We start from the raw sequence: 24,540 nt of genomic DNA on the forward strand, positions 1-24,540 counted from the left end.
AGCTAATGACAGCGCAATTTGAACACGTATCCGTATTAATGGACGAAACCATAGATGCACTTGCAATTAAGCCAGACGGCATTTACATGGATGGCACCTTTGGACGTGGCGGACACTCAGGGCAAATATTAGCGCGCTTGGGCGACGCTGGTCGCTTGCAGGCTATTGATCAAGATCCACAAGCGATAAAGTCAGCAGAAAAGTTTGCCGACGATTCACGTTTTTCAATTGCTCATTCACGATTCTCGAAACTATACGAAGTTGCTGAGCAAAACGATCTTATTGGTAAAGTTGATGGCATTTTACTTGATATTGGTGTGTCGTCACCGCAGTTAGATGACGCCGCTCGTGGCTTTAGTTTTATGAAAGACGGCCCGCTTGATATGCGAATGGATCCAAGCACAGGCCGTAGCGCTGCGCAGTGGTTAGCTGAGGCAGAACTAGATGACATTACCCATGTGATCAAAAAGCTAGGTGAAGAAAAATTTGGTAAGCGCATTGCACACAAGATATTGGAAGTGCGTGAACATACGCCAATTACTACCACTAAACAGCTCGCAGATTTAGTTGATGAAGCAGTACCTGTTAAAGATAAGTTTAAACATCCTGCAACGCGCACGTTTCAGGCAATTCGTATTTATATCAATAGCGAGTTAGAGGAAATTCAAACTGCATTACAAGCGGCGATTAAAGTTCTTAAGCCGGGTGGTCGCTTAGTTGTTATTTCTTTTCACTCTTTAGAAGATCGCATTGTAAAACAATTTATTAAAAAACAGAGTAAGGGAGAAGCGATACCCAGAGGTCTGCCTTTAACCGACGCACAAATAAATAAAAATCTGACGTTAAAAGCAGTGGGTAAAGCTATTAAACCAAGTGCTGATGAAGTGGCGCGCAATCCACGCTCTCGCAGCTCAGTACTAAGGATTGCACAGAGGTTGGGATGAGTAAAAAAGCGAGTTATCGCCAACCCAATCTATTTATTGAAATAATTAAAGGCCTAGGTGCAAACAAGATCACCTTGGCCTTGTTGGTTGTGATATTCGCATCAAGTTTGAGCGTAGTACAGGTAACCCACTTATCTCGTGCGCAATTAATTGAGCAAGATTCGTTACTGCAAGAGCGTGATGAACTGGATTTAGAGTGGCGTTATTTTTTAGTGGAAGAAGAATTTTATTCACAACATGCACGCATTGAAGAAGTGGCAACGTCACAATTAGAAATGAAGCGGCCAACCAGCCAAGATGAGCAGGTAATCATATTACAATGAGAACGCGAGGCAAAAAACCAGTCAACAACCTAATCGCATGGCGCTTTATTTTGGTGTGCGTGGTGATTTTTTTAGTGTTTGTGACTTTGGTATCGCGTGCTGCGTATTTGCAAGTAATTGAACCCGATAAGGCCCGCTCCGAAAGTGACAAGCGTACGGTACGTGTTGAAAAATTGCATGTGCAACGCGGCATGATCTTCGATCGTAACGGTAAAGAGTTAGCAGTTAGTGTACCTGTAGTCAGTGTGTATGCCGATCCTAAAGCTTTGCATAAATCACTGGTGAGCAAAGTACTCAGACAAGCCCGCAAAAATGGTGAAGATCAGCAAACTCTGCGTGAAAATGTCGCTGAGTTAAACAAGCGTACCGCCCTGTATTATAAAAACGATTTGCGCTGGCGTGAACTTGCCGATGTACTGCGTATTGATCCGAGCAAAATTAATACCCGACTACTTGATGATCCTACTCGTCGCTTTGTTTACTTAAAACGCCAAGTTACTCCAGCTGTTGCTAATTACATTGGCGATTTACGCCTGCCGGGTATTCACCTTTTAGATGAATCAAAACGCTATTACCCTGCCGGTGAGGTCAGTGCGCATATCATTGGTTTTACTAATATCGATGGCAAAGGCATTGAAGGCATAGAAAAGCTTTACGAAAATGCACTCACAGGTGAAGAAGGCCGACGTACGATTCGAAAAGATGCCCAAGGACGTGAAGTTGAAGTGCTTGATGAGCGCGAGCGAGTAGAGCCTGAGAGTATTCAACTAAGTATTGATCAGCGTATTCAGGCGATTGCCTACAAAGCGGTTAAATCAGCGGTATTAACTTACAAGGCCACTTCAGGCTCAGCCATGGTGGTTGATGTTAAAACTGGTGAAGTTTTGGCTATGGTAAATAGTCCTTCATTTAATCCTAACAATTTAAGCGGTGCGGCTCCTCATAAGCGTCGTAACCGTGCAATTACCGATTTGTTTGAACCCGGCTCAACTGTTAAGCCTCTAGCCATTTTAGCTGGATTAGACTACGGCACAATCCAACCGGATGACAAAGTTGATACCTACCCAGGCTGGATGCGTTTAGGGGGCAGCTTAGTACAAGATACCCGTAATCATGGTGAAATGACGCTGCGCGAAATTTTAAAATACTCCAGTAATATGGGCGTAACAAAAATAAGCCAAACCGTACCCAAAGACTATTTTGTTGGTCTTTACCAAAAGGTGGGTTTTGGCAGTGATAGTGGTACCGGCATGGTCGGGGAAAGTAGTGGTTTATTTTACCCAAATCGTCGTTGGTCAGATCACGAAATTGCCGCACTTTCGTTTGGTTACAATATTGCCGTGAGTACCGCGCAAATGGCTCGTTTTTACGCCATGTTAGGCGCAGGTGGGGTTAACCGCCCACTCACTGTACTAAAGCAAGACTCTATACCTGAAGGTGAACGTGTTTTTCAGCAACAAGATGTTGAAGCTGTAGTTCATATGATGGAAAGCGTATTTGAAGAAGGTGGTACTGCACGTCGTATTAAAGTTGATGGCTACCGTGCAGCTGGTAAAACAGGTACTTCTAAAAAGGCCGCAGCGGGTGGTTATGGTGACGAATATGTGGGTTACTTTGCGGGTATTGCCCCAGCAAGTAATCCGCGATTAGCTGTTGTGGTATTGATCAACGAGCCCGGTGGAGATGTTTATTATGGCGGCGCAACGGCAGGTCCGGCGTTTGCAGAAATAATCTCTAATTCATTAAGAATTTTAAACGTTGCCCCAGACAAAGACTCTGTGGCATACGTGAAGGGCAAAGATGATGGTGCGTGATTTACATTCAATTTTAAAACATTTAGAAATAGACGCAGCGCGTTTAATGGTAAACGAGTTGCGTTTAGACAGCCGCGATGTAAAACCAGGTGATGTGTTTGTGGCAATAAAAGGTCATCAGCTTGATGGCGGACAGTTTATTGATAAAGCAATTGAAAATGGTGCCAGTGCAATTATTGCCGACAGACTGTGTGAGTTTGAAAGTGATTTTGAGCCGCTTTATTTAGTCTCAGAGCTAAATAAAAAGTTACCTGTATTAGCGAGTAAATTTTACCAACAACCTAGCCTAGAACTAGATTTAGTTGGCGTAACAGGTACTAATGGTAAGTCGACTACTACCGCAATGATTGCTCATTTAGCACAGTTTTGTCATACCCAAGCCGCAATCATAGGCACGCTCGGTTATGGCCATCCAGATAATTTAACACCGCTGCAAAATACCACGCCCTCAAGTGTGGATTTACAGCATATTTTAAGTGACTTAAAAGAGCAGCAACACCGCTTAGTAGCGATGGAAGTATCATCGCATGGTCTAGTGCAGCACCGTGTTGATCAGTGCCATTTCAAAGCGGCGGTATTTACTAACCTATCTCGTGATCATCTAGATTATCATGGTGACATGGATAGTTACGGTGATGCCAAATTGATGCTGTTTCGTGATTTTGATGCTGCCAATGTCATTCTTAACCAAGATGACGGACAAGCAGAGCAATGGATTGAAAAATATAGCTTTAATAAACTAATTTGTTATGGCCGTAAAAACTTAGCTCCTAAAAACGCTCAGTTTGTGTATTTTTCTGATGTTAGCTATTCGGCAACCGGTATTTCGGCGCAATTAACTACAAGTTGGGGTGATATTGCCATAAAGTCACCGTTATATGGTGAATTTAATCTATACAATTTGACCGCTGCTTTAGCCACATTATTAGCACTGGGTTATCCATTGGCGCAATTAGTGGCAGGGTGTGAGTATTTGCAACCTGTAGCAGGCAGAATGCAAGCATTTACAGCGCCAAATATGCCTACTTGCGTAGTTGATTATGCACATACGCCTGATGCACTCGCACTAGCGTTACAAGCGCTGCAACAACATGTACCAGGTGGAGTGAGTTGTGTGTTTGGTTGTGGTGGTGATAGAGATAAAGGTAAACGTGTACTAATGGCACAAGCCGCTGAGCAGTTTGCAGACAAAGTGATCATTACCAGTGACAACCCGCGCTCTGAAGATCCTAATGAAATTATTAATGATGTAGCTGCAGGATTAACACACCCACAAAACGCCCATTTAGAGGCCGACCGTGATGCTGCGATACAATTTGCTATAGATAACGCAAAAGCCGGTGAGGTTATTTTAATTGCCGGTAAAGGGCATGAAGACTATCAAATTATAGGTAACAAACGCATTGATTTTTGCGACCGCCAATTTGTACAACAACAATTAAAACAAGCAGTAAGAGGGTCTCAAGCATGATCCCAATGGATTTTGATTGGCTAGCTAATGTGCTAGCAACCGATTATCAAGGTGATAATCGTCAAGTAATAAATATAAACACCGATACCCGTACTTTATGTGATGGTGAAGTGTTTTTGGCACTTAAAGGCCCTAACTTTGATGGTCATAAGTTTATTGAGCAAGCAAAACAAAAAGGTGCTATTGGAGTCATTGTCGATCACGCTGTTGATACCGACATTGCTCAATTTGTAGTTGCCGATACCCGTATTGCATTAGGCACAATTGGAACAGCGGTTATGGCGCAAGTTGCACCTAAAACTATCGCTATTACTGGCAGTGTAGGTAAAACCACAGTTAAAGAAATGTGTGCCGCTATTTTATCAAGTAAAGGGGATGTTTTAGCGACTAAAGGCAACTTCAATAATGATATTGGCGTGCCTCTTACCTTATTGAGATTAGAGCCACAGCATCGTTATGCTGTTATTGAACTCGGTGCAAACCATATTGGTGAAATTGCCTACACTACCGCCATGACCAAACCGGATGTTGCCGTGGTATGTAATGTTGCCGCGGCACATTTAGAAGGTTTTGGTAGCTTACAAGGGGTAGCACAAGCCAAAGGCGAAATTTACGATGGTTTAAAAGACGATGGCATTGCCATTGTTAATTGCGATAGCGAGTTTAGTCAGTATTGGCTTGATAAATTAGCAGCGCGAAAGGTTAAATGTTTTTCTAGCAGTGAAAAACTGGATATTTGGGCTGAGGACATCAGCCTAGATGCACAAGCTCGAGCAAGCTTTATGTTATGTACCAAACAACACAGAGTTCCGGTTACGTTAGCATTGCCAGGCAAGCATAATATTAGCAACGCGCTTATTGCTGCGGCATTAACCAGTGAGTTTGACGTGTCACTTGAAGAAATTGCCAGCGCCCTAGCGACCATGGATGAAGTTAAAGGGCGGGTTAACCTGATTGAAGCTAGTGATTCACTCACCATTATTGATGATACTTATAATGCCAACGTTAAATCGGTAAAAGCGGCGATTGATTTACTTAGCGATATTCAAGGTCATCGTATTTTGGCTCTCGGTGATATGGGGGAGCTTGGTGAAGATGCTCGTAAGTATCATCAAGAAGTGGGCGAATATGCATTAGCGCAAGGCATTGATGAGCTATTTACACTCGGTGTATTAAGTAAGTCAGCAAGTGATGTATTTGAGCTGCCTAATCGTCACTTTTCAAATCGTGAGCAAATGCTGCAGCAAATTCAAAACAGTATTAGCAAAGTAGATAAAAAAATTACCCTTGTCGTGAAAGGATCACGCAGTTCTCGCATGGAGCTTTTAGTAACCGATTTAGTTAATGGCCAGCAACAAGCCATCAATGGAGTATCATAATGTTAGTTTGGCTGGCTGAGTATTTAACTCAATATTATAGTGGCTTTAATGTTTTTTCGTATTTAACTCTTCGTGCCATTTTAGGTATTTTGACCGCATTAATTATGTCGCTTTATTTGGGGCCAAAGTTAATTCGTGGTTTACAGCGCATGCAAATTGGACAAACAGTACGTGATGATGGTCCGCAATCGCATTTGTCTAAATCGGGTACGCCGACCATGGGTGGCTTACTTATTTTAGCGGCAATATTCACCAGCACTTTATTGTGGGCTGATTTGTCTAATAAATACGTATGGGCCACATTATTTGTGATTGGTTCATTGGGGATTGTTGGCTTTATTGACGATTACCGCAAAGTGATCCGTAAAGACCCAAAAGGACTGATTGCTAAGTGGAAGTATTTTTGGCAATCAGTAATTGCATTGGTTGTAGCAACTGCACTTTACATGACCAGTACCCAAGCGACAGAGACATCTCTTGTTGTACCATTTTTTAAAGATGTACTACCACAGCTAGGACTGTTTTATATCGTAATCACGTATTTTGCATTAGTGGGCACCTCAAACGCGGTAAACTTAACCGACGGACTAGATGGCTTAGCTATTGTGCCAACAATTTTAGTGGCTGCAGCGCTGGCCATTATTGCTTATTTAACCGGTAATATTAACTTTTCAGCTTATTTACACATTCCGCATTTGCCACTTGCCAGTGAATTGGTAGTGGTGTGTACCGCTATTGTGGGTGCAGGGTTAGGCTTTTTATGGTTTAACACCTACCCAGCCCAAGTGTTTATGGGCGATGTAGGCTCGTTAGCTCTAGGTGGTGCATTAGGTATTATTGCTGTGCTGGTTCGCCAAGAGCTATTACTTATTATTATGGGGGGCGTGTTTGTAATGGAAGCGCTATCGGTAATTTTACAAGTTGGCTCTTATAAATTGCGCGGCCAACGTATTTTTAAAATGGCGCCGATTCACCATCACTACGAACTTAAAGGATGGCCAGAGCCACGCGTTATTGTGCGCTTTTGGATAATTTCTATTGTGCTGGTGCTCGCTGGCCTTGCGACATTAAAGATCCGATAAATGCAGTATTTAAACGAGATAAAAAATAAACAAATAACAGTGCTCGGGCTCGGTGTAACCGGTCTGGGCATTGTGCGCTTTTTATTATCTCAAGGAATACAGCCCAATGTAGTCGATAGCCGAGAAAATCCTCCCGGTGTTGATTGGCTCAAGCAACATGCCGCTAATTTAAATACTCACTTTGGTGATTTAAATAATGCGGCACTCAGTGCTTGCGATATGATCATTATTAGTCCTGGGCTAAGTTTAAAAACCCCTGCGGTTGCACAGGCAATGAATGCAGGTGTAGAAATAATTGGTGATGTTGAGCTATTTGCCCGCATTAACACTAAACCAGTTGTTGCGGTAACAGGTTCAAATGGTAAATCAACGGTAGTAACCCTTGCTTATGAAGTATTAAAAACCGCAGGGTATAAAGTAGCACTGGGCGGCAATATTGGCACAGCTGTACTGGATTTACTTGACGGTGACTTTGATGTGTTTGTACTGGAGCTGTCTAGTTTTCAGCTTGATACCACTGACAGCTTAAAGGCTAGCAGTGCAACCGTGCTAAATATTTCAGAAGATCATCTCGATCGCTATGATAGCTATCAAGCTTATATAGATTCAAAATTGAGTATATATGAAGGCACTGAACTTTTAGTTATTAATGCTGACGATAGACAAACACACCCAGTGAGTAGCACGTTAGCATCACAAGTTAGCTTTGGAGAAACGCAAGGCGATTACCACTTAGCGCAGCATAATAACGAAGCGCACTTTATGGTAAAGGGCGAAGCTTATTTACCAGTAAGTACCTTAGCTGTTGTTGGTAAGCATAACTATTTAAACACATTGGCAGTAATGGCGTTACTCAGTCCGTTTGAAATAACTAAAGCGCATTATAAAACTGCATTATCTCAATTTAATGGCTTGGCACATCGTTGTCAGTTTGTGGGTGAGCTTAATAGCGTTAAGTATTTCAATGACTCTAAAGCCACCAATGTAGGCGCAACAATAGCGGCCATTGATAGTTTAGCGGGTAAGCAACAAAACTTAGTGGTTATTGCTGGTGGTGATGCCAAAGGCGCGGATTTAGAGGCACTTAAACCTTATGTTGAGCAACACGTTAAAGCCCTCATTTGCTTTGGTAAAGATGCAAAAGAGTTAGTGGCACTAACTGCTAAAGGTCATTTAACCACTAACATGTCTGAAGCTGTGGCGCTTGCTAAACAATTAAGTACGTCAGGCGATACGGTTTTATTAGCCCCAGCCTGCGCCAGTATAGATATGTACAACAACTATATGCAGCGCGGCGATGATTTTGTGCATTGTGTATTGCAGGAGCTGCCATGATAGCTTTTGCGGATATTAAAGAGGCATTTACTCCTAAACCTTCGGCGCAGCTTTATGATGTGCCGCTCCTTTATTGCATGTTAATGCTAATAGGGGTGGGCTTTGTGATGGTAACCAGTGCTTCAATGCCGACGGCCGATAGGCTGTTTGGCAACATTTATCATTTTACTATCCGCCACGGTATTTTTTTAGGGCTCTCGTTTTGTTTATTTTGCATTAGTACTCAAGTACCTATGTCGTGGTGGAAAAAAGCTAACCCCTACTTATTACTAATCGGCTTAGTGTTGTTATTGGTAGTGCTAATTGTGGGGCGAGAAGTGAATGGTTCGACCCGCTGGATACCTATAGGGCCATTTAATATTCAGGCTTCCGAGCTCGCTAAGTTATTCTTTTTTAGTTATATCGCTGGCTATTTAGTGCGTAAGCGCAGTGAAGTACAAGAAAACATTAAAGGCTTTGCAAAACCTATTGCGGTATTTGCCGTTTATGCAGCGCTTATTTTAATGCAGCCAGATTTAGGAACCGTGGTGGTGATGTTTGTTACTACAGTTGGTTTATTGTTTTTAGCCGGTGCCAAGCTTTGGCAATTTTTTGCACTTATTTTAACCGGTATTGCGCTGGTAGTTGGGCTGATTGTGTTTGAGCCCTATCGCATGGCGCGTGTGGTGGGTTTTTTAGAACCTTGGGATGACCCTTTTGGTAAAGGTTATCAATTAGTGCAATCACTGATGGCTTATAGTCAAGGTGATTGGTTTGGCCAAGGCTTAGGTAATAGCGTACAAAAATTACAATATTTACCGGAAGCACACACCGATTTTATTTTTGCCGTGATTGCTGAAGAACTTGGTTTTATGGGCGTGTTGAGTATTTTAATGGTATTAGGAACATTAGTATTTAGAGCGCTACTAATTGGCCAAAATGCGCTTAAAAACGGTAAAGAATATGAAGGCTATTTAGCTTTAGCTATCGGTATTTGGTTTGCATTTCAAACTATGGTTAATGTAGGCGCCAGTGCCGGTATATTACCAACCAAAGGACTAACCCTACCGTTTATTTCCTATGGTGGCTCAAGTTTATTAATGATGACCATAGCCACTGGTATTTTATTACGGGTAGATTTTGAAACGAAGATGGCAACCAAACAGGCCACGTCGGGGGGAGCTAAACGATGAGTAAAAAAATAGTCGTTGTAGCAGGGGGCACAGGTGGACATATTTTCCCAGGGATTGCGGTTGCTGATTATCTCAAACAGCAAGGTTGGCAAGTTAGCTGGATAGGCACTCCTGATAGAATGGAAGCCAGTGTCGTGCCCAAGCACAACATAGAAATTGATTTTATTGATGTAAAAGGCGTGCGAGGTAATGGTTTAAAACGCCTCATTAAAGCGCCATTCATGGTTATTAATGCAATATTGCAGGCGCGTAAGGTATTAAAACAACAACGCCCTGACGTGGTTTTAGCTATGGGCGGCTACGTGACAGGCCCTACGGGTATTGCGGCAAAAAGTCTCGGTATCCCTTTGGTAATTCATGAGCAAAACGCCGTAGCTGGTATGAGCAATAAATGGCTAGCGAAATTTGCGAATCGCGTATTAGCTGCATTTCCAAGTGCTTTTGCCAGTGGTAAAGCTGAGCTGGTGGGTAACCCTGTGCGTCAGAGTGTAGTTGATATACCTAAGCGGGAAATATCAAGTCCAATCAATATGCTTGTAGTGGGTGGCTCACTAGGTGCGCAAGTACTTAACCAAACACTGCCTGAAGCATTTAAGCGCTTAAATGATACCTGTGCCATTAATGTTTGGCACCAAACTGGTAAAGGCCATTTTGCTAGTGTGAGCGAAAGTTACCAGCAGCAACAAATGGGCGATGAACAAGTAACTGTTGCTGAATTTATTGATGATATGGATACCGCTTATAGCTGGGCCGATATTGTGATTTGTCGCGCTGGGGCGCTAACGGTTAGTGAAATTGCTGCAGCAGGTAAAATGGCGGTATTTGTACCGTTTCCACATGCGGTTGACGATCACCAAACAGCAAATGCACAGTATTTAGTAATGGCAGAAGGGGCACTATTAATGCCACAGGGGCAATTTAATCAGCGCAGCATTGTTGAACTTTTAAGTCCCTATTTAGCCGAACCTTTATTAATAACTAAAATGGCTGCTAAAGCAAAGCAGCAGGCTATTTTAGATGCCACAGCCAGCGTCGCTATGCACTGTGAGCAAGTAACAAATAAGAGAATATAAGTGAAACAGACATTAGCAAAAGAAAAATATACACGCCCTGCGATGCGCCGCATTGAAACTATTCACTTTGTAGGAATAGGTGGTGCAGGTATGGGCGGTATTGCAGAAGTATTGGCTTTTGAAGGTTACCGTATTACTGGCTCAGATATAGCGCATAGCGCCATGACCGAGCGTTTAATTCAAGCGGGCGCTGAAGTATTTATTGGACATCATGAAAATAATGTAAAAGACGCTAATGTGGTGGTGGTTTCAAGTGCAATTGATAAAACAAACCCTGAAATTCAAGCCGCGCAAGCTGCACGTATTCCGGTGGTTCGCCGTGCAGAAATGTTAGCTGAGCTGATGCGTTTTCGTCATGGTATTGCTATTGCCGGTACCCATGGCAAAACCACAACAACCAGTTTAATTGCCAGTATTTATGCACAAGCAGGGCTCGATCCAACCTTTATTATTGGCGGTTTATTAAATAGTGCTGGCAGCAATGCTAAAGTAGGCAAAAGCGACTTTTTAATCGCTGAAGCGGATGAAAGCGATGCTTCATTTTTGCATTTACAACCTATGGTATCGGTGATCACTAATATTGAAGAAGATCACATGGAAACTTACGGCGGCAGCTTAGAAAAAATGAAAGATACTTATGTTGAATTCATTCATAACCTGCCGTTTTACGGGCTAGCTGTAGTGTGTATAGATTCAGACGTTGCCGCAGAATTAATACCTCGCTTTGGTCGTCCGGTGATCACTTATGGTGAATCGCAAGATGCTGACTATCGAATGAGTGAATTTAGCCAAACAGCCAATACATGCCAATTTACTGTTACTAATAAACAAGGCGAGAGTTTAACCGCCAAGTTAAATATGCCAGGTAAACACAATGCCTTAAATGCAACCGCAGCGATTGCGGTGGCAAAAGATCAAAACATAGCTAATCATGCAATTTTAGCGGCATTAGATACTTTTGAAGGCATTGGCCGTCGTTTTCAGCATTATGGTGAATTTGCAAACGAATGCGGTAATGTGATGTTAGTAGATGACTATGGTCATCACCCATCAGAAGTGGCAGCTACCATCACCGCAGCGAGAGAAGGCTGGCCTGATAAGCGTTTAGTGATGGTTTATCAGCCGCATCGCTATACTCGTACTCGCGATTTATACGAAGATTTTGTGAAAGTACTCGCCGAGGTTGATCAGTTGCTATTGCTTGATGTTTACAGTGCAGGCGAAGAGCCGATAGTGGGCGCTGATAGTAAGAGTTTATGCCGCAGTTTACGCCAGCGTGGCAAAGAGCCATTGCATGTGGCTTCAAGCTCAGAGCTTGCAGGTGTACTTGCTAACTGCCTACAAAATAATGACTTAGTACTTACGCAAGGCGCAGGTAACATAGGTCAGCTAGTTAAAAGTTTAGCAGCAACAAATATGTCGATAGAAAAATTAAAGCAAGGTGAAGTATGACACAGGTAAGTTCCCAGTTCGGTAAAGTAGCGGTGCTGCTAGGTGGAAACTCAGCAGAGCGCGACGTGTCATTAAAATCTGGTCAAGCAGTCCTTAATGCACTTCTTGCCTGTGGCATTGATGCGATTGCGTTTGACCCTCAAAATCGTTCATTGTGGGAATTAAAAGACTTAAACGTTGATCGCGTTTTTATTGCGCTGCATGGCCGAGGTGGTGAAGATGGCACAGTACAAGGTGCTTTAGAGTTTATGAACTTGCCTTACACCGGCAGTAATGTACTGGGTTCAGCATTAGCAATGGATAAAATTCGTTGTAAGCACTTGTTTAAGTCGGCAGGCTTAAGCACAGCACCTTATGCGGTAGTTGATGCTAAAAAAGGCTTTGATGCTAAAGCAATTATCGATGAGTTTAAAAAAGTGATGGTAAAACCATCGCACGAAGGCTCAAGTATTGGTATGGCACAAGCAAGCTCTGCAGAAGAGCTTGAAGATGCGCTCAGCAATGCATTTAAGTTCGACAGCCAAGTATTGGTAGAGCAGTGGATCTCGGGGCGCGAATTTACAATTACGGTGCTTGGTGATGAAGTACAACCTGTGATTGAAATGAGCACGCCAAATGGTTTTTATGACTACCAAGCTAAATATCAGTCAAGTACGACACAATATCATTGTCCTGCTGATTTATCACAACCGGATACACAAAAACTACAAGCAATGGCACTCGATGCGTTTGATTTGGTGGGTGCAAGTGGCTGGGGTCGCGTCGATGCAATGCAAGATCAGCAAGGCCAATTTTACTTGTTGGAAGTAAATACAGTGCCAGGCATGACAGAAAAATCATTGGTGCCAATGGCTGCAAAAGCCAATGGGGCAAGTTTTGAGCAATTAGTTGTTCGCATTTTGGAGCAAACCCTTTAATATGCATCCCTTTTTAGAGAAAGCGCAGCAACTAAAACAGCAACTTAACTGGTCGCTGATTTTTGGAGTGAGCTTTTTTCTGGCTGTGGTGATTGGGTTAATTGAAATAACCAATGGGGTTTCCCATTGGTTAGTTGCAAATAAAGATGCGCAAATTAAGCATCTAACGGTGTTGGGGAGTCCCAAATACACTGATGAAAAAGCAATAACTACCGCGATAAAAAAAGCGGACTTAAGTAGCTTTTTTGAGTTAAACGTAAAGCATGTTCAGCATTTAGTGCAAGAACTACCTTGGGTTGCAACGGTATCGGTAAGAAAGCAATGGCCTGATACTATCCAAGTTTACGTGGTAGAGCATCAAGCAGTCGCTCACTGGAACAGTGATTTATTGATTAACCAAAGCGGCGATGCGTTTGAGGCTAAAAGTGATAAGTTAAGTGCCACATTACCCCAGTTATATGGGCCAGAAGGCAGTGAAAAAGAAGCATGGGTAGCGTTTAAACAGTTTGATGAAATGCTTAAAGTAAATGCACTAACGCTCACTAGCCTTGCGCTATCTGAGCGGTTTTCGTGGCAACTTTGGTTAGATAATGGCGTGCGTTTAAATTTAGGGCGCAAGGATAAAGCCAAGCGTGTACAGCGTTTTATAGACGTTTATTCACGCATAGAACAACGTGCTGATGCACAGATAGATGCAATTGATTTACGCTACGATACCGGCCTTGCAGTGAGCTATAAGCCAATGCAAGAACAGCAATTATAATAAAGAGTAAGGCATGACTAAGTCAGCAGAAAGAAACCTAGTGATTGGATTAGACGTAGGCACTTCGAAAGTAGTGGCCACGGTCGGTGAAATCACCACAGATAACAAGCTCAGCATTGTTGGCGTGGGGAGCCAAGTATCTTATGGAATGGATAAAGGCGGCGTTAACGATTTAAATTTAGTGTCTGAGTCTATTCGCCGCGCAATTGATGAAGCTGAATTGATGGCTGATTGTCGTATTAGCTCGGTTTATTTGGGTATTTCTGGCAAACATATTCAATGTCAGAACGAAAGCGGTGTTGTCGCTATTAATAACACTGAAGTAACCGATGAAGACATTGAAAATGTAATCCATATTGCTCGCTCAGTACCAATTTCAGCTGAACGCAAAATGTTGCATGCCTTGCCACAAGAGTACAGCATTGACATGCAAGAGGGGATTAAAAACCCACTCGGCATGAGTGGTGTGCGTATGGAAGCACGCGCACACATTATTACCTGCTCCAATGACATGGCTAAAAATATAGAAAAATGTGTTGAACGTTGTGGGCTTGAAGTTGACCAACTTATATTCACTGCACTTGCCTCGTGTTACTCCGTACTGACGGACGATGAAAAAGAGCTAGGTGTTGCGGTGCTAGATATCGGTGGTGGTACTATGGATATCACTATTTATATTAATGGTGCACTGCGTCATTCTGCGGTTATTCCGGTGGCGGGCAACCAAGTAACCGGTGATATTGCAAAAATATTTCGCACACCTATATCACATGCAGAGTCACTCAAAGTACAATATGCCTGTGCAAGTAGCCAAATGGCGAGCAGCGAAGACACGATTGAAGTGCCAAGCGTAGGTGGGCGACCAGCAAGACTGATGTCTAGGCATACGTTGTCTGAAGTGGTTGAGCCACGTTTTAGAGAATTATTTGAACTGGCGATGGAAGAAATTCGTCGCTCAGGATTAGAAGACCAAATTGCAGCAGGTCTCGTCATTACTGGCGGAACTGCTAAAATGACTGGCGCAATGGAAGTGGCTGAAGATATTTTTCAGATGCCAGTAAGAATAGGTAAACCAATTGGTGTAGTAGGTTTAACTGATTATGTTGATGATCCATCGTACGCAACCGCTGTAGGTTTGTTACAATACGGGCGTACTATGCAGTCGATGAATGCACAAAAGTCGAAAGCGGATGATAATAATAATTGGTGGAACCGCATCACAAAATGGTTTCAAGGCGAGTTTTAGTACTCAAGTCGGAGAGTAAATATGTTTGATATAATGGAACAACACAGCGAAGAAGCTGTAATAAAAGTAATCGGTGTAGGCGGTGGCGGCGGTAACGCAGTTGAGCACATGGTAAAACAACAAATAGAAGGCGTTCGTTTTATCGCAGCCAATACGGATGCGCAAGCATTACGTAATTCAGCCGCTGATGTAACAGTACAATTAGGCACGCAAATAACCTCTGGGTTAGGTGCGGGGGCTAACCCTGAAGTAGGTCGTGAATCGGCTGAAGAAGACGCCGAAACCATTCGTGCTAGCCTTGAGGGCGCTGATATGGTGTTTATTGCGGCAGGTATGGGCGGCGGTACAGGTACCGGTGCTGCGCCAGTCGTGGCTAAAATTGCTAAAGAGCTGGGCATTTTAACTGTTGCTGTGGTAACCCGTCCGTTTGATTTTGAAGGTAAAAAGCGTGCCGCTGCTGCAGAGCAAGGTATTAGCGAATTATCTGAAATTGTGGACTCGTTAATCACTATTCCAAATAACAAGTTACTAAAAGTATTGGGTAAAGGAACAACTTTACTGGATGCATTTGCTAAAGCAAATGACGTATTGTTCGGTGCGGTACAAGGTATTGCTGAGCTAATCACTCGCTCGGGTCTAATTAACGTGGATTTCGCCGACGTACGTACAGTTATGTCTGCAATGGGCACGGCGATGATGGGTACAGCATCTGCGTCGGGTCCTGATCGTGCACAAGAAGCAGCAGAAGCTGCTATTTCAAGCCCTCTTTTAGAAGACGTAGATTTAACCGGTGCTAAAGGCATTTTGGTTAACATTACTGCGGGTATGGATATCGCGATCGAAGAATTCGAAATTGTGGGTAATCACGTTAAGGCGCTAGCGTCTGAAAACGCAACGGTTGTTGTTGGCGCGGTAATTGACCCAGAAATGACGGATGAGCTACGTGTAACCGTGGTTGCAACCGGCTTAGGGGGCGATCGTCGTCCACAGTTTGGTATTGTAGATAACGGTTTCAAAAAAGCGTCAGGCTCTGATGTAACTAGCTCAAGCACACAAACAAGCAGCAGCATGTACGTACCTAGCTTTGCAAGCCAAGGCACAAACACGACTGAAGAGCCTGCAACGACATCGCAAACTGAATCAAAAGAGCAAAGCAGCACATCGACTAGCTCTTCAAGTTCAGCAACGAATACGTCGTCAAGTAGTGCTAATAAAACAGATAAGTCTGAGGGTGGCGATTATTTCGACATTCCTGCTTTTTTACGTAAACAAGCAGACTAATTAAAAACAGTACTTTTGTGCGAAATGTGAACAAATATTGTAGTTATACCGTATTTATGTTACACTCCGCCGTCTAACTGTAATATATACTTAAAGTGAGCGAACCTATGATTAAACAGCGTACGATTGCACAAGTAGTCAAAGCCATAGGAATTGGACTTCATAAAGGTGAGAAGGTCACAATAACTCTCCGACCTGCGAGCGCAAATACTGGGATTGTATTTCGTCGTGTCGACCTTGATCCGGTTGTTGATTTTGAAACAACACCTGAAGCCGTTGGTGATACGCAATTGTGTACCTGTTTAATTAACAAAGATGGTGTTCGCTTATCAACTACTGAGCATTTAATTGCAGCTGTTGCGGCCATGGGTATCGACAATCTAATTGTTGAACTTGATAGCTCAGAAGTTCCAATAATGGATGGTAGTGCATTGCCATTCATTTATTTATTACAAAAAGGCGGCATTGAAGAGCAAAATGTTGCAAAACGTTTCATTCGTATTAAAGAAAAAGTACGTATTGAAGAAGGCGACAAATGGGCCGAAGTAGAACCTTACGACGGATTCCATATCGACTTTGAAATTGCCTTTGATCACCCTGCAATTAATGAAAGCCGCCAACGCATTGGCTTAGATATTACCGCACAAAGCTTCACTGAAGAAATTAGCCGTGCGCGTACTTTTGGCTTTATGAAAGATATTGAATACATGCATGCTAATAACCTTGCACTAGGTGGTAGCATGGATAGTGCAGTGGTACTTGATGAATTTAAAGTTTTAAATCCAAACGGTCTGCGTTACCCAGACGAGTTCGTCAAGCATAAGATACTAGACTGTGTAGGTGACATGTTTATGACAGGTCATAACCTTTTAGGTAAAGTAACTGCATTTAAATCAGGTCATGATTTAAATAACAAGTTACTACGCAAAATTATGGCAACCGAGTCAGCATGGGAGTGGGCAACCTTTGAAACACCTGTTTCGATGCCTGCACCCGGCCTTGAATTAGCAAACGCCTAATCAGTTAATCGCTTACATACAGTTATAAAAAATGACGCTTATTAGCGTCATTTTTTTTGGCTGTTTGTAACCACAACCAGTCAGGTATTACAGACCTAAAATAGTTTGTAACTGTTTTAACTCAGTGACTTGGTACGTTGGCTTAATACCTTCAGGTAAGATTACCCCAGGGTGCTGTAACCAGCAGGTGTCTATGCCTGCATTTCGTCCACCAAGAATATCACTGCTGGCGGTATCACCTACCATTAAAATTTGTTCTTTAGGTGGATTCCCCATTAAATTAAAGGTGTGCTCAAATATCTCTTTTGCAGGTTTAGCAATACCTACTTTTTCAGAAATTACCAGCCAATCAAACATATCTTGCAGCCCAGTATGCGCTAAACGACGTGCTTGCAGCTGAGAAAAGCCATTAGTGATAATACCTAAATTGGCATGAGGTTTAAGGGCGTTTAATAATTCAACCGCACCGGGTAAAGGCATGCAAATTTCAGCCATTGCCGATAAAAAATCATCATTGAGCTGCTGGGCTGGTACATCAAGTTTATTTGCCAGCTCACTAAAACGAGTTACTTGCAGATGGTTTGCGGTAATTTCGTTATTTTGATAGGCAATCCATAGTGGCTTATTGGTGTTTTGGTAATGGTCATAATCTGCTTTGGTAAAATCCATGTCATAAGCAGCCAACATTTTTTGTAAGCCAGCAAAGGCATTAAAGCTAAATAAGGTTTCGTCGGCATCAAATAATACGTAGTTATACTTCATTAAAACATCCGTTATTGATTATATAAAGTGGGATTAAGAAAAGGGGCCATGGCGAGAGTCAGCGCTTGAGTATAGGTACTTTCTCGTGTTGCATGATGATCAGTTAATAAACCAATAGCACCCCCTTGCTGCTTAATATTGGTGGTATTAAAAGCCTTATCCATCACATCTCCGAGCTCTTCACCTTGCAGCAATGCTTTATAAAAAACAGAAGGCAAAGGTAAGTTACTGCTTCGTCCTGTAACTTGCTGTGCGCCGTCATCAATAACAACATAGGCAAAGGTTGCTGCACCATAGCTAAATTGCGCTGCGCCGCCTTCCATCGCTATGTAGTAGTCTGCTTGATGCTGTGCTTTACAGTAGTTAACTCGATTCTGTGCACCCAAACACGTTTGTTCTTCGCCTATTGGTTGATCGGGTACATCTGAAGGTGCATGAACGCCACTACATTCAATTAAATGCTCAGGGAAATACATCGCAAAAATGTGTTTAGCGGCATTTACTTTTACTGGGTTTTTAGACCCGACAACAATTTTCATGACTTGCGACATACTACTCTCATCATACTTAAAATCAGCAGTGTACGTGAGTTAGACTAAACAAAAAAGAGCAGAATGTATTTGCGATCACTTGATAAAAGAAATGATCAGCTCCATAGGATCATTGTATGTGTTAGATCTTCTAAACCAAAAAGTCTCTAACAGATTATTGATACACTTAAATAGGAATTTCAGGTGGGGCTAATTTTGCTAAGGCGCGTTTTTTCAAAATAATATCTTTGATCAGTGGCGTAAGCACTAGCTCCATAGCGAGTCCCATTTTGCCACCGGGTACTACAAGCGTATTGATCCGCGACATAAAGCTCCCTTCAATCATGCGTAAATAATACGGGAAATCAACGTCATCAATGCCCCTAAAGCGAATAACAACAAAGCTTTCATCAAGGGAGGGGATATCTTTTGCGCTAAATGGGTTGGAAGTATCAACGGTGGGTACTCGCTGAAAGTTAATATGAGTACGAGAAAACTGCGGCGTTATATGATTAATGTAGTCATCCATACTGCGTACAATCGAGTCCATTACTTTTTCACGAGAATGGCCGCGTTCTGAGGTATCGCGAATAAGCTTTTGGATCCACTCAAGGTTAATAATTGGCACCATGCCTATGAGTAAATCAACATGCTTAGCAACATCATGATCTTCGTCGACCACGCCGCCATGTAAGCCTTCGTAAAACATTAAATCTGTATTTTGCTCAAGCTCTTGCCAAGGAGTAAATGTTCCAGGTAACTGGTTATAAGGCACGGCCTCATCAAAGGTATGTAAATAACGGCGCAGTTTACCTTCGCCTGTTTCACCATACTTGGTAAATAAGTCTTCTAATGCACCAAAGTCATTGGCTTCTCGGCCAAAATAACTTATGTGTTTACTTTCTTGTTGGGCTTCTCGAATTTTTTTGTCCATTTCAGGACGTGTGTAACGATGAAAGCTATCACCTTCAATAAATGCAGCATTGATATCGAGGCTGCGGAAAATATGCTTCACGGCATTGGTGGTGGTTGTAGTGCCTGCTCCAGATGAGCCGGTGATTGCAATAATAGGGTGTTTAGCTGACATGTTTGTTCTCTTTTTTATGACCCGTTAGTTATAAAGACCTTACTAAGCTAGGTCAAGTGACGTCATCAGTAAATAACGTTATCATGAGGTGCTTAAAATTAAAACGAGAGAAAGCATGAAACTGATCAAACCGTTGTTAGGGCTAATAACAATTAATGCTTTAACATTGGGCGTTGCCCAGGCAAATATGCCTAAAAGTCAAATACTGCTTGCCGATTTAAATACTCCGCATGGCATACGCGTAAGCATTGTTAGTGATAAAACCAGCTACAACAATCAGCCCTATTTAACCGACACGGGCCTTTATTATACGCGTGAGGTAATCAGTAATAATCAGAGCCAAACTGATATTGCGCTTTACGATTTATCATCAAAACAAACCTCCATGATCACCAATACAGCTGTAAGTGAGTATTCGCCAACAGTAACACCGAGTGGTGATAGTTTATCTGCTATCGTGGTTGAAGAAGATGGCAAACAAAAGTTATGGCAATATCCGCTGAGCACAGAGCAGGCGCCAAGTCGTATTTTTGATTGGATTGAGCCTGTGGGCTACCACGCTTGGGGTAATAACAACGATTTAGTGATGTTTATTTTAGGTGAGCCACATACATTACAATATACCTCGGTTGTTGCGGCTAAAGGTGAAGTTGTTGCAAATAACATTGGTCGCACACTTATTTACGATAAATCGCAAAGTGAATTTTTATTTAGTCATAGTAAAAATGGCCAGCACCAGTTAGCCCGTTTTGACCCTCAAACCAAGCAGGTCAGCAACATCCTTAGGCTGCCAAACCAAGTACAAGACTTCATCTTAAAAGATGAAAATACTATTGCTTACGCAGTTAAAAACCGTATTTATCAACGAAAATTAACAGCTGGATCTGATATATCTCAATGGCTCGATTTAAGCCAATATTGCGATACTGAAATTAGCCGGTTGAGTTATAAAAATCAGCAATTAGCGTTTGTATGTAGTGTTAAATAAACACTAAATAATAAATTTCGGACTTTCACTCATGCATGAGTTAGTCTGACCCTAACTATTAAATAAAAAGGAAAGTCACGTGGCATTTAGCGCAGACGAGTTAACAGAGCAGCTGATAAAACTAGAGTGTAGAAGTAATTTTAAAATAAAAAACATTGCTGAGTATATGCTAGCAAACTCTAAAGAAGCGTTTTACACCCATGCCGAAACGGGGAAAGGTAAAATTGTGATCCGTCCTGCATTTGAAGTGTTTAGTGATGACTTTACTGATATTGATGGGGTTGTGCGTACTCAAGGCTATTTTCATAGTAGTGAAATGACCCGTTTTCCCACTCGTATTTATAAAAGCGCACAGCCTATTCATTATGGTGTCGCTTTTAAAATTAACTCTGAACAAGCGGCAAAAGAGTTTATAGCTAAGCTAACGATGATTATTGGTGGTTAATAGAATGGTGCAGGGCTAAAGGCAAAAGGTGCAAGATAAAATCTTCAACCTTCAACCTTTAGCCTTTAACCTTTAACCTTTAACCTTTAGTTTATTTACTATTCAAAAAGCTATTTACTGATTTGAGTTCACGGTTTTTAAGTGCAATACAGTCATTCGTACTTTCTGCAAGCTTACTTAATGTGCGCGCATAGCCAGGTACGTCATCAAGTTTAGCGTCAAAGAACGTTTGCGTTGTCGCTAAACTTTCAGCATCACAGCTAGCAGTAGTAAAGTAAGGTAAGTTAGGCACAAAAAATGGTGGCAAACTTGCTGTTACTTTATCGTAGTTGCTATATATCCAATCAATAAAGAGTGCTTGGCGTTCATCGGTGTAACTTTGCCCCGATAAAATAGTACGCATATCAGAAGCGGTTACTTCATCGGTTAAGCTATATGCAAGCACTGCTTTTTGGAGTTCAGGTTTACCAAAATAACCCATTGCTGCCAACATATTGGTACGAACTTGTGGATCTTTAGTGGTTTTAAAGGTTGCCATAAACTGATCAAGCAGCGCTTTATCACCATGAAAAGCCGCAAGACGTAAGTAAGTACCCGCTAAATAAGGGTCTACTTTTTGCGGATCTTTTAAGTAAGCGGCTGTTTGCTGCTTAGCTTTATTGATCACATTTTTATCTTCACCATCAAAGCCTAAGCGTGATACCACCGCAGCTCGCAGTTGAGCAACAGCGCCATCTTCCCCCATTTTTGCTTCTAGGCCATATTTTTTAGCGGCAGGCATGACTGCATTTTGAATAAATGTAGGCCATAAATCTTTATTGCTATCGTCTTTAAAGGTACGCTGCTGAGACGCTAAATAGCCTAAAGCAGTGTTAGCTACGCGTGGATGACTATCACTGGCAAATACTTCAAGCGTTTGCATCAGCTTAGCCGCAGAAATTATACCTGCGTCAAGTAAGGCGTCAGTAGCTGATAACAATGCAAGGCGCTCGCGGTCGTTTAATACGCTCGCTGCATTATCAATTAGTGCGTTAAATTGCGCATCGTCCATGACCCAGCGGTAGTAACCTAGCGCACCTTGGTCTGGATATATCCACTCTGGCTCAAAATCTAACTCTAGCGTTTGGTTTTGTTTATTAAGTAATACACTGGCAGTTTTTACTTTATCGCCTTTACCGTACTTAATGGCAACGGGTACATTCCAAAGTTGGGCTGGAGCATCAACACCGGCATTAGCAAAACGGCTTTGCGAAATGGTGATAGTTTTACCTTGCTGATCAACCTTGATTAAAGGAAATGATGATTGTTCAATAAATGATTTTAAAACACTCGCCACATCTTTATTTGAAGCCTTACCGAGTGCTTCCCATAAATCGGCGGCTTCGGCATTTTTATATGAGAACTCTTTTAAGTAATTTTGAATACCAGCTTGAAATGCGTCTTCACCAATCCAATTTTCAACCATCGCCAGTACTGAGCTGCCTTTGCTGTATGCAAGGCCTAAACCGTCCATAATATCGGCTTCAGTTTTAATTGGTTTACGAATTGGCTTAGTGCTTAAGCGAGCATCTAACGCCATTACATTGTTTTGTGGTAAATCTAGGTGTGATTCAAACTCAGGGTTAAGTTGCTTAGTAATTTTTGCTGCCATCCAGCTAGCAAACGCTTCGTTTAACCATAAGTCGTTCCACCACTTCATAGTCACTAAGTTACCGTACCATTGGTGAGCTAATTCATGGGCAATAATAGAGACATTACGTTGCTTTTTACTACGCGTTGCAGCTTCTAAATCAACCAGAAGAATATCTTCGCGGTAAGTCACTAAACCTGAATTTTCCATTGCCCCAAACGGAAACTCTGGAACAGCCACTGAATCTAATTTTTTATACACGTAAGGAATACCAAAGTACTCTTCAAGTGCGCCCAATACTTTAGGCATATTCTCTTTTGCATACTGTGCTAAATGAATTTTACCTTGTGGAGTAATCACACGGCCAGGAATTGGCATACCCTTAATTTCTAGTTCTTCAAACGGGCCTACAGCCATAGCTACTAAGTATGATGGAATTGGTGGCGTTTTATCAAAGTAATGGGTAGTCATATCGCCATTCACCGTCGTTTTTAACTCAGGTGTATTTGAATACACTTTTTGTGACGTGGGGGCGGTAATAGTTAACTGAAATGGAATTTTATAGCTTGGTTCGTCAAATACAGGAAACGCTCGACGGGCATCGCTCATTTCAAATTGGGTGAAAAGATAAGGAACGCCTTGATCTAGGGTTTTATATAGCCCCACACTTTGGCGATTATATGGCGCTGAGAAATCAATTCTTAAAGTGTATTTACCCGGCTGAATTTGCTCTTCGCAGCTAAATTTAACTTTACCGGTTTTAAGCATTTCGCTGTTTAAGTCGCAGTTTTGCTCACCCAATAGTTGAACCATTTTGGTTGCGTAATCAACACCATTGAGTTCAATATAGCGTGTTGGTTTAAGCACCTCCAAACTGATTTCAGTCATTCCTGTAAAAGTATCCTGACTTGGGTCGAGCGTTAAAGCGACTTTTTGTGAACTTGGCTTTGCGAGCTTTTCAATGACGAATTCATTAGCGTTAGCAGCATTTATCGCAAGCGCAACGCTCACGGTTAAGAGGCTTTTAAAAAACATAGTTATCCCTAGATTTTTGTTGTTAGAAGAGTGAGTACACTCCATCCTAACAGCTTTTTTTGCTAGAGTAAGCGAACAACAATAAGGAAAAGAGTAACAAAGTTTGTCAGTGGCTATCTCGTGCTAAAAACCGCTGCCAATGGGTGTAGGAATTGATAACACGAATTTGTTGTAAAACGGTATTAAGCAATTTGGTATCGGCAAAATGCTCATCAGAGTAATCATTAAAGCCCATTAAGTAATTGAAGCAGTCTTTAGAGCCTGCTTGCAGGGCATAAATACGAATTTGCTGCTCAAAGTTAAGCCGCAAACTACTAATCGCGGTTTTCATTCCGAGTTGATCCACGGAAGGAATTGCACATTTTTGCAAATACCCCGCACGTTCGCCCTCGCCTGAAAACCAAATGCGTACTTTTTCACTGTAGCGTCCTGTTTTTGCTGGGAGGTCAAACAGTAAACGTGTGTGTTTTTGCGCTTTTACGTAGGCTAAATAATCATTAAGTCCGGCCTTAATAAGGGCGTTATGTACAGGAATTAAACGGGGTTTAATTTTACCATGAGTATGAAAGCTAAAGCAGAGAATGTTATTTTTAACCACCAAGTCATCTAGGGTTAAATGGCCAATTTCATCACTATAAGCGCCACTGTAGTACGCAATTAAAGGCAGCCAAAAGTGCCAGTGCTTAGCTTGTTCGCGGGCAAGCCGAGTATCACTATAAATATATCCGGTATAGAGCGTATGTAACTCCATAGCTGAGAATGGACGACGACCAAGATGGGTTTTCAACGCAG

At 42.1% G+C, this 24,540-nt stretch carries 22 protein-coding genes; 17 read left to right on the forward strand and 5 right to left on the reverse strand.

Annotated features, from left to right (window positions below; genetic code table 11):
- Window positions 1-5: 5 nt before the first annotated feature.
- The 15 genes from rsmH to lpxC all read left to right on the forward strand — a co-directional run bounded on the left by rsmH (window position 6) and on the right by lpxC (window position 17,271).
- A complete protein-coding gene (gene rsmH, locus FLM54_RS02460; protein WP_010390683.1) occupies window positions 6-944 on the forward strand; it encodes a 16S rRNA (cytosine(1402)-N(4))-methyltransferase RsmH in 939 nt (312 codons plus the stop codon).
- Window positions 941-1,267, forward strand: coding sequence for a cell division protein FtsL (gene ftsL, locus FLM54_RS02465; RefSeq protein WP_010390691.1), 327 nt, complete (start codon window positions 941-943; stop codon window positions 1,265-1,267). The genes rsmH and ftsL overlap by 4 nt, the downstream gene beginning before the upstream one ends.
- The gene (locus tag FLM54_RS02470) at window positions 1,264-3,081 is read left to right on the forward strand and encodes a penicillin-binding transpeptidase domain-containing protein (RefSeq protein ID WP_138608087.1); all 1,818 of its coding nucleotides are present in this window, start codon (window positions 1,264-1,266) and stop codon (window positions 3,079-3,081) included. Before ftsL ends, FLM54_RS02470 begins: the two co-directional genes overlap by 4 nt.
- Window positions 3,074-4,552 (forward strand): UDP-N-acetylmuramoyl-L-alanyl-D-glutamate--2,6-diaminopimelate ligase, encoded by a 1,479-nt coding sequence (gene murE, locus FLM54_RS02475; RefSeq protein ID WP_178956836.1) that lies wholly within the window; start codon window positions 3,074-3,076, stop codon window positions 4,550-4,552. Before FLM54_RS02470 ends, murE begins: the two co-directional genes overlap by 8 nt.
- The gene (murF, locus tag FLM54_RS02480; RefSeq protein ID WP_178954962.1) at window positions 4,549-5,931 is read left to right on the forward strand and encodes a UDP-N-acetylmuramoyl-tripeptide--D-alanyl-D-alanine ligase; all 1,383 of its coding nucleotides are present in this window, start codon (window positions 4,549-4,551) and stop codon (window positions 5,929-5,931) included. Before murE ends, murF begins: the two co-directional genes overlap by 4 nt.
- On the forward strand, window positions 5,931-7,013 hold the full coding sequence (gene mraY / locus FLM54_RS02485; RefSeq protein WP_054202311.1) for a phospho-N-acetylmuramoyl-pentapeptide-transferase: 1,083 nt from the start codon (window positions 5,931-5,933) through the stop codon (window positions 7,011-7,013). The genes murF and mraY overlap by 1 nt, the downstream gene beginning before the upstream one ends.
- Window positions 7,014-8,348, forward strand: a complete 1,335-nt coding sequence (gene murD, locus FLM54_RS02490; protein WP_178954964.1) for a UDP-N-acetylmuramoyl-L-alanine--D-glutamate ligase — start codon at window positions 7,014-7,016, stop codon at window positions 8,346-8,348.
- Complete coding sequence (gene ftsW / locus FLM54_RS02495; RefSeq protein WP_010390699.1) at window positions 8,345-9,520, forward strand: cell division protein FtsW; 1,176 nt, start codon at window positions 8,345-8,347, stop codon at window positions 9,518-9,520. The genes murD and ftsW overlap by 4 nt, the downstream gene beginning before the upstream one ends.
- Window positions 9,517-10,593: an undecaprenyldiphospho-muramoylpentapeptide beta-N-acetylglucosaminyltransferase gene (gene murG, locus FLM54_RS02500; protein ID WP_010390701.1), complete on the forward strand. Its 1,077-nt coding sequence runs from the start codon at window positions 9,517-9,519 to the stop codon at window positions 10,591-10,593. The genes ftsW and murG overlap by 4 nt, the downstream gene beginning before the upstream one ends.
- A 42-nt stretch (window positions 10,594-10,635) precedes the next feature.
- Window positions 10,636-12,045, forward strand: a complete 1,410-nt coding sequence (murC, locus tag FLM54_RS02505) for a UDP-N-acetylmuramate--L-alanine ligase (protein WP_218648499.1) — start codon at window positions 10,636-10,638, stop codon at window positions 12,043-12,045.
- Window positions 12,042-12,962 (forward strand): D-alanine--D-alanine ligase, encoded by a 921-nt coding sequence (locus FLM54_RS02510; protein WP_010390703.1) that lies wholly within the window; start codon window positions 12,042-12,044, stop codon window positions 12,960-12,962. Before murC ends, FLM54_RS02510 begins: the two co-directional genes overlap by 4 nt.
- A gap of 1 nt (window position 12,963) precedes the next feature.
- Complete coding sequence (locus FLM54_RS02515) at window positions 12,964-13,725, forward strand: cell division protein FtsQ/DivIB (RefSeq protein ID WP_008465294.1); 762 nt, start codon at window positions 12,964-12,966, stop codon at window positions 13,723-13,725.
- A gap of 13 nt (window positions 13,726-13,738) precedes the next feature.
- Window positions 13,739-14,971 carry a cell division protein FtsA gene (ftsA, locus tag FLM54_RS02520; protein WP_008110678.1) on the forward strand — a complete coding sequence of 411 codons (1,233 nt, stop codon included), beginning with the start codon at window positions 13,739-13,741 and terminating at the stop codon, window positions 14,969-14,971.
- Between the two features lie 21 nt (window positions 14,972-14,992).
- Window positions 14,993-16,252 (forward strand): cell division protein FtsZ, encoded by a 1,260-nt coding sequence (gene ftsZ, locus FLM54_RS02525; protein ID WP_138608075.1) that lies wholly within the window; start codon window positions 14,993-14,995, stop codon window positions 16,250-16,252.
- A 107-nt stretch (window positions 16,253-16,359) separates the two neighbouring features.
- The gene (gene lpxC / locus FLM54_RS02530) at window positions 16,360-17,271 is read left to right on the forward strand and encodes a UDP-3-O-acyl-N-acetylglucosamine deacetylase (protein WP_010390707.1); all 912 of its coding nucleotides are present in this window, start codon (window positions 16,360-16,362) and stop codon (window positions 17,269-17,271) included.
- An 87-nt stretch (window positions 17,272-17,358) separates the two neighbouring features.
- On the opposite strand, the gene yjjG is transcribed toward lpxC, so the two are convergent.
- The 3 genes from yjjG to FLM54_RS02545 form a co-directional block, all read right to left on the reverse strand.
- Window positions 17,359-18,033 carry a pyrimidine 5'-nucleotidase gene (gene yjjG / locus FLM54_RS02535; protein WP_178954967.1) on the reverse strand — a complete coding sequence of 225 codons (675 nt, stop codon included), beginning with the start codon at window positions 18,031-18,033 and terminating at the stop codon, window positions 17,359-17,361.
- An 11-nt stretch (window positions 18,034-18,044) separates the two neighbouring features.
- Window positions 18,045-18,584, reverse strand: coding sequence for an inosine/xanthosine triphosphatase (gene yjjX / locus FLM54_RS02540; protein ID WP_178954969.1), 540 nt, complete (start codon window positions 18,582-18,584; stop codon window positions 18,045-18,047).
- A gap of 166 nt (window positions 18,585-18,750) precedes the next feature.
- Window positions 18,751-19,650 carry a phosphoribulokinase gene (locus FLM54_RS02545; protein ID WP_008114793.1) on the reverse strand — a complete coding sequence of 300 codons (900 nt, stop codon included), beginning with the start codon at window positions 19,648-19,650 and terminating at the stop codon, window positions 18,751-18,753.
- Between the two features lie 115 nt (window positions 19,651-19,765).
- Here FLM54_RS02545 and FLM54_RS02550 point away from each other — a divergent pair, with 115 nt between their 5' ends.
- Together FLM54_RS02550 and FLM54_RS02555 are read left to right on the forward strand one after the other, a co-directional pair.
- The gene (locus tag FLM54_RS02550) at window positions 19,766-20,638 is read left to right on the forward strand and encodes a hypothetical protein (RefSeq protein ID WP_178954970.1); all 873 of its coding nucleotides are present in this window, start codon (window positions 19,766-19,768) and stop codon (window positions 20,636-20,638) included.
- A gap of 79 nt (window positions 20,639-20,717) precedes the next feature.
- The gene (locus FLM54_RS02555) at window positions 20,718-21,083 is read left to right on the forward strand and encodes a hypothetical protein (protein WP_008114788.1); all 366 of its coding nucleotides are present in this window, start codon (window positions 20,718-20,720) and stop codon (window positions 21,081-21,083) included.
- Window positions 21,084-21,174: 91 nt separating this feature from the next.
- Here the strand turns inward: FLM54_RS02555 and FLM54_RS02560 are convergent, their stop codons facing one another.
- Together FLM54_RS02560 and FLM54_RS02565 are read right to left on the reverse strand one after the other, a co-directional pair.
- Window positions 21,175-23,748, reverse strand: a complete 2,574-nt coding sequence (locus tag FLM54_RS02560) for a M1 family metallopeptidase (protein ID WP_178954972.1) — start codon at window positions 23,746-23,748, stop codon at window positions 21,175-21,177.
- A gap of 106 nt (window positions 23,749-23,854) precedes the next feature.
- Window positions 23,855-24,535, reverse strand: coding sequence for a hypothetical protein (locus tag FLM54_RS02565; protein WP_138608067.1), 681 nt, complete (start codon window positions 24,533-24,535; stop codon window positions 23,855-23,857).
- Between the last annotated feature and the right edge of the window lie 5 nt (window positions 24,536-24,540).

The sequence above is a fragment of the Pseudoalteromonas sp. Scap25 genome, assembly GCF_013394125.1.
Lineage (GTDB): Bacteria > Pseudomonadota > Gammaproteobacteria > Enterobacterales > Alteromonadaceae > Pseudoalteromonas.